Origin of the sequence: Clostridium sp. KNHs214, assembly GCF_000744935.1 — a bacterium.
Taxonomy (GTDB): Bacteria; Bacillota; Clostridia; order Clostridiales; family Clostridiaceae; genus Haloimpatiens.
The window spans coordinates 1-16,271 of sequence record NZ_JQMW01000011.1 but is presented as its reverse complement, the minus strand read 5'-3'; the positions used below and the strand labels follow the sequence as shown (position 1 = coordinate 16,271).

Sequence of the window (16,271 nt, the reverse complement as noted above, 5' to 3'; positions counted from 1 at the left end):
AGTTGCAATAAACTTCCTTGTGTGATATGATTACATCATGGTAAATAAAGTGATTTTAGAAAGGTAAAATATTTTATGGAAAAGTTAAGCGAATTAGTTGAGTTAGTAAGTGGATCGCCTCAGTTTAGAATTACTGAAGTGTTTGATGAAAAAACACCGCTTTTTACTTATTATAGTCAAACAAATTTAACAGATGATTTGGTAGGTATTATTTCAAAAACTGTGGACAATAAACAAGTCAGGACCAATGATAAACTAAATACCTTATGTGATGGTGATGTAGTATTTAGTTTAATCACGGGAATTGCAACGATAGTAAGAAAAGAGCATGAGGGATATATTTATACGCAAAACTACGTTAAGTTATTACCTAGCCATAAAATTGATTCAAAGTTTTTGGTTTATCTTATTAATGAAAACAAAACAATCAAGAAACAGTTTGTGCTGGGATTGCAAGGTTCCCAAGTTTTAAAATATACTCTAAAGCAACTTAAAGAGCTTGAAATACCGAAAATACCTTCCATAGATAAGCAAAAAATTATAGGACAAGTCTATTTTAATCAGTTAAGGCTACAAACTCTTAGAAATAGAGCAGCGGAACTTGAAACAAAAATTAGATTATCCAAGTTAGAGGAGGCATGGGGGAGATGAATGAAGAGCAATTTGAAACTGAGTTAATACAGTATATTACCAGTGGAACCATAACTAAACCTGAACATCTAGAAGGAATCAGCGACTTTATTGTTAGAGAAAAAACTGCTGATTACTTTATAAAAACAAAACTGTGGAAGTATGAACCAAAAATTAAAACTACAGAAAAGCTTTGGAATAACTTCAAAGAGATTCTTGAGAGGCACAATCAAAATACACTTGATCATCCTTTAAGTACTGTAGAATTTAATCAAGTCAAAAAGATTATATCTAATATTCAAACACCATATGAAGCTGGACAATTTTTATATGGACTTAATGGTGTATCGCAAATCGAAATTGATTTAGATGACGGTCGTCACGTGTTTTTAACGGTTTTCGATCAAAAACAAATTGGTGCTGGAGATACAGTGTATCAAGTAGTTAATCAGATTGAACGTCCTGCAGTTATCACTGGAAAACAAAATCGTCGTTTTGATACTACACTTCTTATTAATGGTCTACCTATAATACAAATTGAAGAAAAACGTGATACACATGATGTCAATGAAGCACTAAATCAAATGCATCAATATTCTCAGGAAAACCAATATCGGGATATTTTTTCTACTCTACAAATATTGGTGGCAATTACACCAAATAACGTGAAGTATATGGCTAATACCACATCAGATAAGTTTAATAAGGACTTTGCTTTTAACTGGCAACGTAAAAGTGATAATACGATTGTACGTAATTGGAAAGAGTTTGCTGATTCAATGTTAAGTATTCCAATGGCACATCAAATGGCTACTAATTATATGATTTTGGATGGCACAAAAAACAAACAAACGCTAAAGGTAATGCGTCCATATCAAGTATATGCTACCCAGGCTGTAATTGAAAATCTAAAACAAGTTGATTTTGAGCTCGGCACAAATAAAGTAGGGTATATTTGGCATACTACTGGTTCTGGTAAAACTATCACTAGTTTCAAAACAGCTTGGCTTGCAAGTCGTATGCCAAAAGTTGATAAAGTTGTATTCGTAGTAGATAGAATTGCTTTAACAAAACAAACAAATGAAAGTTATAGGGCCTATGATCCAGATGCTAGTGAAGATATGATTGGAAGTGTTCAAAATACTTATAATACTAATGATTTAAGTCGTAAACTAAAGAGCAAAGATAATAATATTATTGTTACTTCTGTTCAAAAGCTTGATACTTTAGTGAAACGTAAATCTTTTAAATCACCCGACAAAAATATTGTATTTATCGTTGATGAGGCACACCGTTCAACTGGTGGTGAAAGTTTTGAAAAGATACAAAAGGCTTTTAAGAAATCTGCTTGGGTTGGTTATACGGGAACACCGATGTTTGACGAAACAACTAATGGCTTACGCACTGAAGATATTTTTGGACCATTGTTACACGCTTATACCATTCGTGAAGCAATAGCAGATAGAAATGTTTTGGGCTTTAAAGTTGATTTTGAAACAACAATTGATGAAAAACAAATGAAATTAAATTATCTACCAAACTTTTACAGAGAACATTATCCGAAGTGGACTGAAGAAAAAATTATAGAAAAGATTAATAATCTAAGTCAAGAAGATATGGATGATGCAGTTGAACCAAGTTTTTATGATGAAAATCCTGAACATATCAAGTTAGTAGTTCAAGATATTTTCAAGAATTGGCGAAATCGTTCAAATGAAGGTAAGTATAATGCACTCTTTACCACTCATGTTGGTGGTGGGAAAGCTAGCACTCCAATGGCAATGATGTATTTTAATGAATTTCAACGAGTAAATGATGAGAACAAGAAAAACGGTGGACAAACATTAAAAGTAGCAGTTACATTTAGTCAAAACTCATCTAATAATGATAGTATGCTTGCCACTAATCAAGGCTTACATGATGCTATTGATGCATATAATAAAGAATTTGGTACAAGCTTTGGCATGGATGATGTAGCAGGATACACACAAGATGTTACTAGTCGTTTGAATAAAACTGCTACAGATAAGAACTTTTTAGATATTGTGATTGTGGTAGATCAACTTTTGACTGGATTTGATGCACCAGAACTTAATACCCTTTATGTAGATAGAACACTTAAAGGGGCTGCACTTATTCAAGCCTATTCAAGAACAAATCGTATTGCTGATATGCAAGAAAAACCTTGGGGGCGTATTGTAAATTATCGTTGGCCTGCTCAAAATGAGAAGTTGATGAATGAAGCTCTCGCAATTTATGCTAATAAGGCTTCCGCAATTTTATCAGAAGATGAGAAGCGTACATCTAACCAAAAGGATGGTATTATTGCTAAACCTTTTGAAGAGGTATTTGAAGAAGTTAAAGAGGTTGTTAAAAAATTAGACAGTTTAACTAATGAGTTTCAAGAATTACCACCTTCTGAGAAGCAAAAAGAATATATGCTTGATTTATTGCGTGATTATAATTTTGGTATGGCTAAATTAAAACAATATGCACCTGAAGAAGTTGATGGAAATGCAGTAGGTTTCAATTACGAAAATCCTGATGAGTTAGTTGAAAAATTAGGCATGACAAGTGAAGAGGAAACTATGCTTACTACAGTTTTAACCAATGAGCTTAAACAACATATATCAAAAGAAAAGAAAATTCCTTTTTATCAAATTGAGTTAAAAATGACTCATGTGAAAGATGTAAAAATAGATTATGATTATTTAACTGAATTGGTAGAACAATTATTAAATCAAGTACATGAGGGTAAGAGCCAAGAAGCACAAACTACAAAAGAGAAAATTCATCAATTTGCCAACGGTTTAGAAGATAGAAATTACGCTATGAAGATTATGAATGCAGCAATGGCTATTATCAAAGGGCATTATCCGCCGGAGGGTGCTAATCTTAAATATCCAGTGAAACTTAGTGATAGTGAGCAAATTATTCAAGCGGCTAACAATGTAAGTCTTGATAGACTATTCTTAGATTTTCGAGTAAAATGGGGAATTACAGATATTATCACAAGTGCTCAGATGCGTGAATTATTTAGTCGCCATCGTTATGGCTTACAAGATTTAGATGATACTGGTCAAATTCGAGATATAATTGCCAAAGCAAGCCTGGATTATAAGACGCTAGCACATAGCGAAGATGTACAAGCTTTGTCTAAAATCAAGTACCGCAATGGTTTGCGTGAGGCCATTTATGAATTAGCTGATGATAGAGCTGAAAGTTAAATTATATTTAATGATACTTTTAAAAATTAATTATTGAACTGTCGACTATGAATTGACAGTTCAGATAGGAGATAAAATGGATAAAAATAAAGTTAATGTACCTAAAATAAGGTTTCCAGGATTCACTGACCCTTGGGAACAGCGTAAGTTATCTGAGATAGCTGACTTGACCTCAAGTAAAAGAGTTCATGCTGAGAACTATGTTGAAAGTGGAATTCCTTTTTATAGAGGAAAAGAAATATCAGAATTAAGACAACACAAGCAGGTTTCAGAGGTGCTTTATATAACTGAAGAAAAGTATGAGAAAATATCAAAATTATATGGAAGTCCTAAGCTAGGTGATTTACTGATCACAGCAGTAGGAACCATCGGAAATACATGGGTTGTAGACAATGTGCCATTCTATTTTAAAGATGGAAATTTAATCTGGTTTAAGAACATAAAATGTAATTCTAAGTATCTTGATTTTGTTCTTAGTTCGACTTATGGACAGAAAAAAATAATGGATTCTGCTATAGGGTCTAATCAAAAAGCACTTACTATGGTTAAGTTAAATGAGTTACATTTTATGTTTCCAAAAGAAGCAGAACAAGAGAAGCTAGCAGAGTATTTTTCCAATATCGACAATCTTATCACCCTTCATCAGCGTAAGTTAAATCACTTACAAGATAAGAAGAAAAGTTTGTTACAAAAAATGTTTCCCAAAAATGGCGAAGATTTTCCGGAACTTCGTTTTCCGGGATTTACTGACCCTTGGGAACAGCGTAAGTTGGGGGAAGTTGTACATTATATTGTTGATAATAGAGGTAAGAATCCGAGTTATTATTGTGAAGAAGGAATTCCTGTTATTGATAATTACATGATAAAAAATACATTGTATCCTGATTTAACAATAGCAAATAGATTTATAAATGAAGATCAATTTAATAACTTCATAAGAAAATATAATAAAGTTGATGATATTTTAATTACTTTAGTTGGTAACGGAATTGGTAATATATCTTTATTGTTAAACGTCAAATTTCTCCTAATTTAAACGTCAGTTTATTTCTATAATTATAGTACAATTTACGTCAAATTATTTCTACAAAATCACTTTATTTTTAATGAAAAATCATTTTGCACCTAAAAGAAAAAGGAGCTAGCGCTCCTTGTGATTTTAATGCAGTGATATTTCATTGGCGGCAGCCATTATTATATCAGTATCGATTACGTTTTTTTCGTGCTGCGCACCTATTATTAAAGCCTTAGTTAATATCATATTTAAGCGTCTTATAGAGCCAGCACAGCTTCTATATGCAGCCAAAACAGCATTATTATCAAATATTTCTGGCGAAGCCCCTGCTAATGATAATCTAGAATTAATATATTCTAAAGCTTCAATTTCAGAAAATCCTTCAAAATTATAATTTATTATTATTCTTTGTTTTAATGCCTCGTGTATCTGCTTTTCTAAGATATTATTTAACACAGGTTGTCCTATCAAAACTAAGGAAAAGCAATCTTTTGAGTCCATAGAGAAGTTCATAAGTAGCTTTAAATCCTTTAAAATATCATTATTTAGATATTGTGCTTCATCCCAAACTAATATATAATGCACACGTTTATCTGTACTCATACTTTCCATATAGTCTTTTATGCTCTTAAACATGTCAGATTTACGAGAAGAAGGTTCAATTCCTAAGGAGATGCAAAATTGCCTATAGAACTCAGTAGTAGTTACAGTGGTAAAGCAAAGATATATAACCTTTGTTAAATTAGGGTTTACTTTTTTAGCAAAGCACCTTAAGGCAAAGGTTTTTCCACTACCTGGTGAAGCTGTAAATAAGCCGATTCCCCTAGCTTCATTAAGATACTCAAGTCTTGATATCATCTCTTTTAGATCATTTGACATATAGGCATCTTTTTCTTTTATGCCTTTTTCAAATGGATTCATTGTCATACCATAAAATTGTTTAAACATTTTTAACACCATCCTTTGAATAGTCTATAGTAAATGCATTCCTGCGTTTGGTTTTACCATTTTCAATCTTATTTGTTTTTCTAATGCTGTATTTAGCATTTTCATAATATACATATGCATTATCCATATCATCAGGTAAATATCTTACTTCAACTTTCTGTCCTATAAATTGCATAGGTACATCATAAGATATTTTATCAATGCTTATGGTTGAGTCATTATTAACTCTTCGTTGTATGCGATTCATAAAGCAATTATCCAGCCACTCACTATCAGTAGCTACCTTAACATGAGCTAAATCGCTTTTATATCTATCGATCGGACGTTGAGATGTAGCTGAATGTACTGTTACATTATGCTTGTTTATATATGCGAATAGCTCATCATTTAGCTCCGCTAAGGAGGATATAGATTCTACATCTAGAGTGTTTAGCCATCTACTTTTTAATGTTCTAAAATTTCTTTCTACTTTTCCTTTGGATGCTCCATCCCTTACCATAGTGTGCAATTCTACTATTCCAAGAGATCCACAGATAAGACTTAATTGCTCATTTTTATAAGGAGAACCGTTGTCCAAGTAAAGTTTATTAGGTATGCCATATCTAGCGATAGCTTCTTTAAGTACCTTTTGAAAATTATAAGAGTTATCATTGTAAAAGAATCTTCCGCCAACGATAAGTCTTGATTTATCATCAATTAGCATAATTAGATATGTTCTTTTACGTATGCCATTTTCAGTAATATACGGGCCATAGCATGTATCACCTTGGTACATGCCAGTTGCAAACTCTTCTTCAAAGGCTTTTCTATCTTTCATATTTATGCATCTAGCAGATTTAAGATCATTATTTTTTATAAATCTTTGAACTGTAGATAATGATATATTTTTTTCATTGATAAAGCCATCTTCGATAAGTTTATGATATATAAGAGTAGCATTAATTTTAGGAAATGCATTTTTTAGCATATATATCTGTTCTATAGCTACATCATTTAACTTTCTGGTTTTCCCTATGTCGCTACGCGTCTTCGGTAGAAGGGCATCAAAACCAAACCTATTATAATCTGATTCCCAATTAGATAGTGTTCCAGGACTATATAAAACTGACTTACCGTTAGGTAATTTTACAGGAGTAGCAGCAACACGTCTATAGTAAGCAATTTTCGAGCTTTCAGTATAAGTATTATTTATAGCTGGAGCTATTAGTGCTAGTCTAATAGAAGCTATTTCAATCATTTCTTTGTTATTCATTTCAACATCACCTCTATAAAAATGCTATCATGGGGAAATTATAATATCCATTATCGTATTAAGTGGTATATATAAAATAAAATAAAAAGTATATAGCTATAGCTTAATTATGATGTTCCTTGAAAAAAGGATAAGCCGTTTCTATTAAAAAAGTTTGTTATAAAGGTTTCAATTTCAATAAAGGTACTATTTATAACACGCTGTATAAAACTTAGATTAGAAATAAGCTTGTCTTGTAGAAGTCCAAGCCATAGTTGTTTATGTTTTTTGAACTTATTTAAAATTCGATAGAATGTGGATATTGCTATACAATAATGTTCACACATAGCTTCTACAGAGGTAAATTTATGTACAAGATAATCATGAATAATAGACACAGTAAATTTAAAGCTAAATGACATGTAGGGCACAATTACCGAAGGTAGGATAGCATGAGTATGTCCACATGACGGGCAAATATATCTATTGATAGTTATTATATTATCGTGAACTTCATTATTATCATAAGTCACAAGATGGCGTTTATAAGAGGCAAATAGGGATAGATCGTGTTTAGATCCGCAGACTGGACATACCAAAGCCTCTGAATTAACCGTTTTCATATACTCTTCAAAAATATTTATCTCATTTTCAAAAGAAATTTGTTTAAAACACTTGCATAGTTGTGAAAATAATCTTATCATAATAATAGGTTGTAAGAGCTTACGCTCTTATTTTTAGGGAAGAACCTTCGCTTTGCACGGCTTGGGGTTCTTCCCTTTCCTTTCTCTAGTTTTTATAATAAGCTTAAAATAACCTCCAAATGATGTCAAGTCATTAGGAGGTTTTATTTAGCAATAATATGATTATTTAAAATGCATTTAATTACTGGATAGTTATTGGAGTTATAGTTATAATTTGACTTAGAAATGCAGTTTTCAAAAGCTATATTTTGACGCACTACACTTTATTTCCTGACTCAAAGGCTGTAATTATACAGAATACGTTAGGGTTAAGAAGTTCAGAACATAAAAAATTTTTATTTTTCTTATTAATGGCAAAAAATAAAGATATTGTAGCATTGGACAGAGGAATGGCACAACCAAGTATCCGCCAAGACGAAATACTTGACATAGATATTTTAATTCCTCAATATAAGGAACAACAAAAAATTGGAGAATATTTCTCAAGCCTCGACCACCTTATCACCCTTCATCAGCGTAAGTTAGAGCATTTACAACAACAAAAGAAGGGACTTTTACAACAGATGTTTATATAAGGCACAATCAAATTAATAAAAGAGAGGAAGTAAAAATAATGAGCAATAATATACAATCAATTACCAATAAATTATGGGCAATGGCAAATGAATTACGTGGAACCATGGATGCAGCAGAGTACAAAAATTATATATTGGCATTTATGTTTTATAGATATTTATCAGAACATCAAGAGGAGTATTTGTTAAAGAATAATGTTATTGATGTTATAGAGGGGGAGTCTATTAATGAATCCTATAATTCACAAGTAGATGATTCGGAGCTTGAAGATTATCTACAAGATATTTCAGCAAGCTTAGGATATGCAATTGCTCCAAAGGATACGTGGCAGTCATTGATTGATAAAATTAATGATTCACAAGTTATTCCTAGTGACTATCAAACTATTTTTGATAACTTTAATAAAAATGCAGAATTAAATAAAGAAGCAGTAAAAGATTTCCGTGGAGTATTTAATGATATTAATTTAGGAGATTCTCGTCTTGGAAATTCTACAAATGAACGCGCTAAATCACTTAACAACATAGTAAAGTTAGTTGATAGTATTGAATACAAAGGTAATGATGGAAAAGACATTTTAGGTGAAATATATGAATACTTAATTGGTCAATTTGCAGCTAGTGCTGGTAAAAAGGGTGGAGAATTCTATACACCACATCAAGTAAGTAAAATTTTAGCTAAAGTAGTAACAGAAGGTGTAGAAAAATCAGATGAATTATTTAGTGTATATGACCCAACAATGGGATCGGGTTCTTTATTACTTACTGTAGGTCAAGAATTACCAAAAGGCATTCCCATGAAGTACTTTGGTCAAGAATTGAATACAACTACATATAACTTGGCACGTATGAATTTAATGATGCATGGTATATCTTATAACAATATGATATTAAGTAATGCCGATACTTTGGAAATTGATTGGCCAGATGGTCCAGATGAAAAAGGTATTGATCAGCCACGTAGCTTTGATGCAGTTGTTGCAAATCCACCATATTCGGCAAAATGGGATAATGATAAAACTAAATTAAAAGACCCACGTTTTAGTGAATATGGAAAGTTAGCACCAGCTTCAAAGGCAGATTATGCTTTTATATTGCATAGTATATATCATTTAAATAAGACTGGAACAATGGCTATTGTTTTACCTCATGGAGTGTTGTTTAGAGGTGCAGCAGAAGGAAAAATAAGAGAAACTTTAATTGGTAAAAATTACCTTGATACAATAATTGGATTGCCAGCAAATTTATTTTATGGAACAAGTATTCCAACTGTAATTTTAGTGTTAAAGAAGAATCGTGAAAATAAAGATATATTATTTATTGATGCAAGTAATGATTTTGAAAAGAATAAAAATCAAAATAATTTAAGAGATGAAGATATTGATAAAATCATAAAAACATATAAGGAACGTAAAGACGCTCCTAAGTATGCTCATTTGGCATCTATTGAAGAAATTAGAGAAAATGATTTTAATTTAAACATACCACGTTATGTTGATACTTTTGAGGAAGAAGAACCAATTGATTTAGAAGAAATAAATAAGCTGTTAGAACAAGATAATAAGGAAATTGCTGAGCTTGAAGCTGAGATTAATGAACAATTGAGGATTTTAGGCGTAAAAATTTAAATTTGTTGTTAAAGGGAAAGTGAGGTATTCACTTTCCCTCATTTGCTTGGGAACAGCGTAAGTTGGGAGAATACGCTAAATATAGGCGTGGTTCATTCCCTCAACCGTATGGAAATGAAGAGTGGTATGACGGAGATGGAGCAATGCCATTTGTGCAGGTAGTCGATATAACTGATGATTTAATGACTTGGGATTTATTTAATAAAAGAATAAAATTATACAGGTGAAGTACGGGGGCGTAGCCCACTAGCCCACTAGCCCACTAAACATGCTTCCCCTATCCACCAAAGGTCCTTTTCTAAGAAAAATAGGCTTAACATTATGCTTTTCTAAAAAAGACATAACTTCCTTTCCATATTTATAGCAATTTAAATCTCCATAAAAGGCTAAAATCCCCTTTTCCAAAAGGCCACAAGTTCCTCCAATGAAGCCATAGTTTAAACCTGGTAAAATTATATTGCCTGGTGGTAAGAATAATACATCTTTGCTTTCTTTTACTAATGCATTTTTAATAGAAGGATCAGAGGTTATAAAGGCATTAGAATTTATAATTGCAGTGGAACACTTGGTGTATCCTTGCTTAACATTTAAGATTTTTTTATCATATATATTATGGATTATGGCTGGATCTGTATATTTTGTATAATGGACAAATATATCACCTATGTTAACTGCATTTAAGCCAATGTTGTAGGGATAACTTTTCTCTAGAGAATTTTTTGAAAGTATAACTTTAATATTAATTTTTTTTAAGAAATTTATAAAATTTAAAGGAGCATCTTTATGTATTACTAAAGTGTCTTCCTTCAAAAAGTGTAAAAGCATATCTGGATGCCCACATACTGCAGTATATAGTGATTCGCTAGGAGGACAACTAAGGGTTTCATAACCTAGCTTTTTTAAATTTCCCTTTTCTTCTTTATTTATTCTAAAATCTACAATAATAAATTTTTTCATAAAAATCACCTTTTCATACATAAATGAATTTATTTTGTAAAATATAAATTTATAACTTATATTATCACAAGGATTAAATTTGTAAAGAATAAATTCAAGTAAAAGTGTTCTCACTATAATGAAAGTGGGTGATTTTAATGTTGTTACTTACAATAGTTTTTAAGGGAGAAAGCGAGGAATTTATATATAATATAAATGAACTTGAGGAAAGTTTAAAGCACAAAAACATAAATATAGGAATATATGAGGAGGTAGACAAGGGTTGTAATGTAATAAAAATATTTTCTTCAGATATTGAAGATATACCTAGGGAAAAAATTGATATTGTTTATTTCAACTTAATGGAAATTATATATGAAGTTATAATACTAGAATTTTATTACATGGAAGTGGATTGTATACTCAATGAAGAATATTTCTTTTTGGGAAAAGAGGAAATAGAAGATATAAAGATAAGCTTATTTAATATACTTACTAATTTACAAGGGATAAACGATGAAAAAGCAGTTTATTGCTCTAATAGGATGAATGAAATAAAAGAAAATATTTTAAATGTTATGAAAGAAAATGCTTTAATAAATATTGAAGGATATTTACAATTTAGAGCACATGAAATTAAAAAGAAAGTATGTTTAATAATAGATAAAATAATTGAAAGCCTTATGGTAGAAAGGGAATATGATGAATTTATAAAGTTGCTTAAATATTTTGTTGGTATGCAGGAAAGCAAAATAAATAAAATTCATATATTTATAGAAAATGGAGAGAAATACGTTATAAAGGATGATATAGGAAATGATATGAGTAAACAATTTAAAAAAGGAGCATTTGTAGAGGGAGTTAATGAAAAAATAGGTATAGAGGAGATAATAATCAGTGGCCTTGTAACCAATTCACCTAAAAATATTGTAATACATGGAATGGATAATTGTATGAATAAGGAATTTATAAACACAATAGAAAGCGTATTTGAAGATAGAGTTATAATATGTAGTGGATGTGAACAGTGTAGAAATTTATTAAGTAAAAAAATATAAAAAAATTATTAGCTATTGACTTTTTAAAATAAAAGTAATATACTTTAATAAATTTAGAATATATTACTTAAAATACTGTGAAAAGGAAGAGTAAACAGTATACTGTTCTAAGAGAGAAGGGTTCATAGGCTGCAAAATCCTTTGAATAAGAACTGTTGAAAACCACCTTTGAGTAGCGTGCTGAAATTAGTAGGCATTGCCGTTGCCAACGTTAAAGGCTTCAAGTGAATGATAAATATTTATTTTATTATTAATTTGGGTGGAACCGCGAGATACTCGTCCCATTTATGGGATGAGTTTAGTTATTTTTTGTTAAAATATTGTTTGGTTTTAAAATAATAATCAACATAAAAATTTATTAATATAAACTTATTAATTGTTATCCAACGGTGTAACTGTCTTTATTCTCCACATTTATAGAAGAAGTTAGCGTAGCCATGGAATAAATAAGGAAAAGGAGGAGTTAAAATGATTAAGGTAACATTAAAGGATGGAAAAGTTATAGAGGTAGAAAAGGGAACCAAAGTTAGTGATATTGCTATGAAAATAAGTCCAGCTCTTTATAAAAAAGCCCTAGCTGCTAAAGTAAATGGGAAGAAAGCTGAACTTATGACTGAGATAAATGAAGATTGCACTTTAGAAATAGCAACTTTTGAAGACGAAGATGGAAAATGGGCTTTAAGACATACTGGCTCACATATTTTAGCTCAAGCAGTAAAAAGACTATATCCAGAAGTAAAATTAGCTATAGGACCAGCGATAGATACAGGGTTCTATTATGATTTTGAAGCAGATTTTTCTTTTACACCAGAAATAATGGAAATATAGAAAAAGAAATGAAAAAGATAGTTAAAGAAGATTTGAAATTAGAAAGATTTGAACTTCCAAGAGAAGAAGCTATAAAATATGTAAAAGAAAAAGGAGAGGATTATAAAGTAGAACTTATAGAAGACTTGCCAGAGGATGCAGTAATTTCGTTCTATAGACAAGGTGAGTTTGTAGATTTATGTGCAGGTCCTCATGTACCATCTACAAAGAAAGTAAAAGCTATAAAATTGTTATCTTTAGCTGGGGCTTATTGGAGAGGCGATGAAAATAAGCAAATGCTACAAAGAATTTATGGAACAGCTTTTACAAAACAAAGCGAATTGGATGAGTATATCCATATGCTAGAAGAAGCTAAAAAGAGAGATCACAGAAAACTTGGTAAAGAGCTTGGATTATTTGCAATACATGATGAAGGTCCAGGATTCCCATTCTTCTATCCAAAGGGAATGATTTTAAGAAATATACTTGAAGATTACTGGAGAGAAGTGCATAGAAAAGCAGGATATGATGAAATTAAAACTCCAATAATATTAAATGAAGCTTTATGGCATCAATCAGGACATTGGGATCACTACAAAGAAATATGTACTTTACAAAATTGACGAAGAAGATTATGCAGTAAAACCAATGAATTGTCCAGGTGCTATGTTAGTTTATAAGGATGGAATGCATTCTTATAGAGATTTACCTTTAAGATTAGGTGAACTTGGACTTGTTCACAGACATGAGCTTTCTGGTGCATTACACGGACTTATGAGAGTTAGATGCTTTACTCAAGATGATGCGCATATATTTATGACTAAAGATCAAATAACTGATGAAGTACTTGGAGTAGTTAATTTAATAGATGAATTTTATAAAATGTTTGGATTTGAATATTTTGTAGAGCTTTCTACAAGACCAGAAAATTCTATGGGTAGTGATGAAGATTGGGAAGATGCAACTAATGGATTGAGAGCTGCTCTTGAAAAGCAGGACTTGAGTATAAGATAAATGAGGGCGATGGAGCTTTCTACGGTCCAAAGATTGATTTCCATTTAAGAGATTGCATAGGTAGAACTTGGCAGTGTGGAACAATTCAGCTAGATTTTCAGCTACCAGAAAGATTTGATCTTTCATATATAGGAGCGGATGGGGAAAAGCATAGACCAGTAACAGTACACAGAGTTGTGTTTGGTAGTATAGAAAGATTTATAGGTATATTAATAGAACATTTTGCAGGAGCATTCCCAACATGGTTGGCGCCAGTACAAGTTAAAATTATGAATATAACTGATAGAAGCTTAGAATACTGCAAAGAAATAGAAACTAAATTAAAGAAAATGACATAAGGGTAGAAACTGACTTTAGAAATGAAAAAATAGGATATAAGATAAGGGAAGCACAACTTCAAAAAATTCCTTATATGCTTGTAATTGGAGATAAAGAAATGGCAGAAGGTAAAGTAGCAATCAGAAGCAGAAAAGAAGGAGATTTAGGAACTGATACTATAGAGGAATTTATAAGTAAGATAAAAGAAGAAATAAGTAATAAGGTAAACAGTTTATAATAAAGTGTTGACAGAGGAGTATTAATGTAGTAGAATAACATTGTTAACTTAATAGTGAGTTTTATTACAAGTAGAAACAGCCGTTTCTCACCTTACAGCACAGCTAGTAAGGTAAGTTATGATTACATTAATGTGATATATAAAGGACGGCATGTGCCGTCCTTTTATTATATGTTTAATAACACCAGGAGGTGAATATTATTAGTAAAGATAAAAAGCACTTAGTAAATGAAGACATAAGAGCTAAAGAAATAAGAGTTATAGGCGATGATGGTTCACAATTAGGAATAATCTCATCTAGAGAAGCTTTGACTATAGCAGAAGAAAAAGAAATGGATTTAGTTATGATTTCGCCAAATGCTAATCCACCAGTATGCAGAATAATGGATTATGGCAAATTTATTTATGAACAAGCCAAGAAAGAAAAAGAAGCTAAGAAAAAACAAAATGTCATAAATATTAAAGAGGTAAGATTGAGTCCTAAAATTGAAGAGCATGATTTGGAAGTAAAAGCAAAGAATGCAAGGAAGTTCTTGGAGGCTGGAAATAAGGTTAAAGTAACAGTTAGATTCAGAGGAAGAGAAGCTGACTATTCACACATAGGACGTAAAATATTAGATAACTTCTACAAAATATTAGAAGATATTTGTGTAAAAGAAAAGGAAGCTAAATTAGAAGGAAGAAACATGATCATGGTTTTAGCTCCAAAAAGAGCATAATTGAGAGGAGGAGTTTAGTATGCCAAAAATGAAAACTCATAGAGGCGCAGCTAAAAGATTTAAAAAGACAGGAACAGGAAAATTAAAGAGAGCTAAGGCTTTTAAAAGCCACATACTAACTAAAAAAAGCTCTAAAACAAAGAGAAATTTAAGACAAACTTCATACGTATCTGAATCACAAGAAAAAGTAATGAAGAAAGTATTACCATATCTATAGTTTAGAGCTTAAAGCAGAAGGAGGTTTTTGAGATGGCAAGAGTTAAAAGAGCGGTAAATGCTCGTAAAAAACATAAAAAAGTATTAAAACTTGCAAAAGGATACTACGGTTCAAGAAGTAAATTAATTAAAGTTGCTAATCAATCAGTTATAAGAGCATTAAGAGATGCATATAGAGGAAGAAAATTAAAGAAGAGAGATTATAGAAAGTTATGGATAGCAAGAATAAATGCAGCTACTAGAATGAATGGTCTTTCTTACTCTAGATTTATGAATGGAATAAAGCTTGCAGGAATAGATATGAACAGAAAGATGCTTTCTGAAATAGCTATAAATGATCCAAAAGCTTTTACTGAATTAGTAGAAGTAGCAAAACAAAGCTTATAATATGAAAATGCGGCATGGGGTCGCATTTTTTTTATTATATAAAGGAATAAAAGTATATATTAGGATTTTGACAAAAATATATTAAGTGATATAATGGTAAAATAATTATTAGCTCAAATTAATTTATGGACATAGAATTGGGGTGATACGATGTCAGAAATATTAAAACATAAACCTAAATTTACTCCTGTACAGATACTAGCTATTGGATTTGCAATAGTTATATTTACAGGAGCTATTCTTTTGAATTTACCCATTGCATCTAGAAGTGGGACTAGGACGCCTTTTATAGATTGTATATTTACATCTACTTCAGCAGTATGTGTTACAGGACTTGTAACATTAAATACAAGTACACATTGGACTTATTTTGGTAAAACTGTAATAATGCTGCTTATAGAAATTGGTGGACTTGGTTTTATGTCTTTTGCTACAATGATAGCATTGATATTAGGTAAAAGAATTACTTTAAAAGAAAGATTAGTAATGCAGGAAGCTATGAACTCTTTTTCATTGCAAGGTATAGTGAAGCTGGCTAGATATGTGCTTTTCTTCACCTTTTTTGTTCAATCTATGGGTGCACTGCTTTTATCTACACAATTTATACCAGATTACGGTTT

15 protein-coding genes, 1 pseudogene and 2 other annotated features are annotated in these 16,271 nt (G+C 31.1%); of the genes and pseudogenes, 12 read left to right on the top strand and 4 right to left on the bottom strand.

Going from position 1 to position 16,271, the window contains the following annotated elements:
- The first annotated feature begins 75 nt into the window (after positions 1-75).
- The 3 genes from CC89_RS08930 to CC89_RS08920 all read left to right on the top strand — a co-directional run bounded on the left by CC89_RS08930 (position 76) and on the right by CC89_RS08920 (position 4,893).
- A complete protein-coding gene (locus CC89_RS08930; protein WP_035291426.1) occupies positions 76-651 on the top strand; it encodes a restriction endonuclease subunit S in 576 nt (191 codons plus the stop codon).
- A complete protein-coding gene (locus CC89_RS08925) occupies positions 648-3,857 on the top strand; it encodes a type I restriction endonuclease subunit R (protein ID WP_035291424.1) in 3,210 nt (1,069 codons plus the stop codon). Before CC89_RS08930 ends, CC89_RS08925 begins: the two co-directional genes overlap by 4 nt.
- A gap of 76 nt (positions 3,858-3,933) precedes the next feature.
- A complete protein-coding gene (locus tag CC89_RS08920; protein WP_051931647.1) occupies positions 3,934-4,893 on the top strand; it encodes a restriction endonuclease subunit S in 960 nt (319 codons plus the stop codon).
- 123 nt (positions 4,894-5,016) lie between these two features.
- Here the strand turns inward: CC89_RS08920 and CC89_RS08915 are convergent, their stop codons facing one another.
- From CC89_RS08915 to CC89_RS08905, 3 genes are all read right to left on the bottom strand, one after another.
- Positions 5,017-5,820 (bottom strand): ExeA family protein, encoded by an 804-nt coding sequence (locus CC89_RS08915; protein ID WP_035289163.1) that lies wholly within the window; start codon positions 5,818-5,820, stop codon positions 5,017-5,019.
- On the bottom strand, positions 5,813-7,072 hold the full coding sequence (locus CC89_RS08910) for a DDE-type integrase/transposase/recombinase (protein ID WP_035289160.1): 1,260 nt from the start codon (positions 7,070-7,072) through the stop codon (positions 5,813-5,815). Before CC89_RS08910 ends, CC89_RS08915 begins: the two co-directional genes overlap by 8 nt.
- A 107-nt stretch (positions 7,073-7,179) precedes the next feature.
- Positions 7,180-7,755: a DUF6431 domain-containing protein gene (locus CC89_RS08905; protein ID WP_035289157.1), complete on the bottom strand. Its 576-nt coding sequence runs from the start codon at positions 7,753-7,755 to the stop codon at positions 7,180-7,182.
- A gap of 248 nt (positions 7,756-8,003) precedes the next feature.
- Here CC89_RS08905 and CC89_RS08900 point away from each other — a divergent pair, with 248 nt between their 5' ends.
- From CC89_RS08900 to CC89_RS19955, 3 genes are all read left to right on the top strand, one after another.
- A complete protein-coding gene (locus CC89_RS08900; RefSeq protein WP_207641492.1) occupies positions 8,004-8,330 on the top strand; it encodes a restriction endonuclease subunit S in 327 nt (108 codons plus the stop codon).
- 38 nt (positions 8,331-8,368) lie between these two features.
- A complete protein-coding gene (locus tag CC89_RS08895) occupies positions 8,369-9,958 on the top strand; it encodes a type I restriction-modification system subunit M (RefSeq protein WP_035291422.1) in 1,590 nt (529 codons plus the stop codon).
- A 62-nt stretch (positions 9,959-10,020) separates the two neighbouring features.
- Positions 10,021-10,185, top strand: a complete 165-nt coding sequence (locus tag CC89_RS19955; protein ID WP_207641488.1) for a restriction endonuclease subunit S domain-containing protein — start codon at positions 10,021-10,023, stop codon at positions 10,183-10,185.
- A gap of 19 nt (positions 10,186-10,204) precedes the next feature.
- On the opposite strand, the gene CC89_RS08890 is transcribed toward CC89_RS19955, so the two are convergent.
- Complete coding sequence (locus CC89_RS08890; RefSeq protein WP_035287739.1) at positions 10,205-10,915, bottom strand: DUF6873 family GME fold protein; 711 nt, start codon at positions 10,913-10,915, stop codon at positions 10,205-10,207.
- Positions 10,916-11,052: 137 nt separating this feature from the next.
- On the opposite strand from CC89_RS08890, the gene ytxC reads away from it, so the two are divergent.
- From ytxC to CC89_RS08860, 6 genes and pseudogenes are all read left to right on the top strand, one after another.
- Positions 11,053-11,952, top strand: a complete 900-nt coding sequence (gene ytxC, locus CC89_RS08885) for a putative sporulation protein YtxC (protein ID WP_035291421.1) — start codon at positions 11,053-11,055, stop codon at positions 11,950-11,952.
- Between the two features lie 68 nt (positions 11,953-12,020).
- Positions 12,021-12,239: a binding site (T-box leader), on the top strand.
- A gap of 181 nt (positions 12,240-12,420) precedes the next feature.
- Positions 12,421-14,329 (top strand): annotated as a pseudogene (gene thrS / locus CC89_RS08880) (threonine--tRNA ligase).
- 62 nt (positions 14,330-14,391) lie between these two features.
- Positions 14,392-14,503 (top strand) — a sequence feature (ribosomal protein L20 leader region).
- 17 nt (positions 14,504-14,520) lie between these two features.
- Entirely contained in the window at positions 14,521-15,048 is a 528-nt protein-coding gene (gene infC / locus CC89_RS08875) for a translation initiation factor IF-3 (protein ID WP_035287733.1), read from the top strand.
- A 19-nt stretch (positions 15,049-15,067) separates the two neighbouring features.
- On the top strand, positions 15,068-15,265 hold the full coding sequence (gene rpmI / locus CC89_RS08870; RefSeq protein WP_035287730.1) for a 50S ribosomal protein L35: 198 nt from the start codon (positions 15,068-15,070) through the stop codon (positions 15,263-15,265).
- Positions 15,266-15,297: 32 nt separating this feature from the next.
- Entirely contained in the window at positions 15,298-15,651 is a 354-nt protein-coding gene (gene rplT / locus CC89_RS08865) for a 50S ribosomal protein L20 (protein ID WP_035291420.1), read from the top strand.
- Positions 15,652-15,801: 150 nt separating this feature from the next.
- The coding region (locus CC89_RS08860; RefSeq protein WP_035291418.1) for a potassium transporter TrkG at positions 15,802-16,271 on the top strand (470 nt) is incomplete at its 3' end.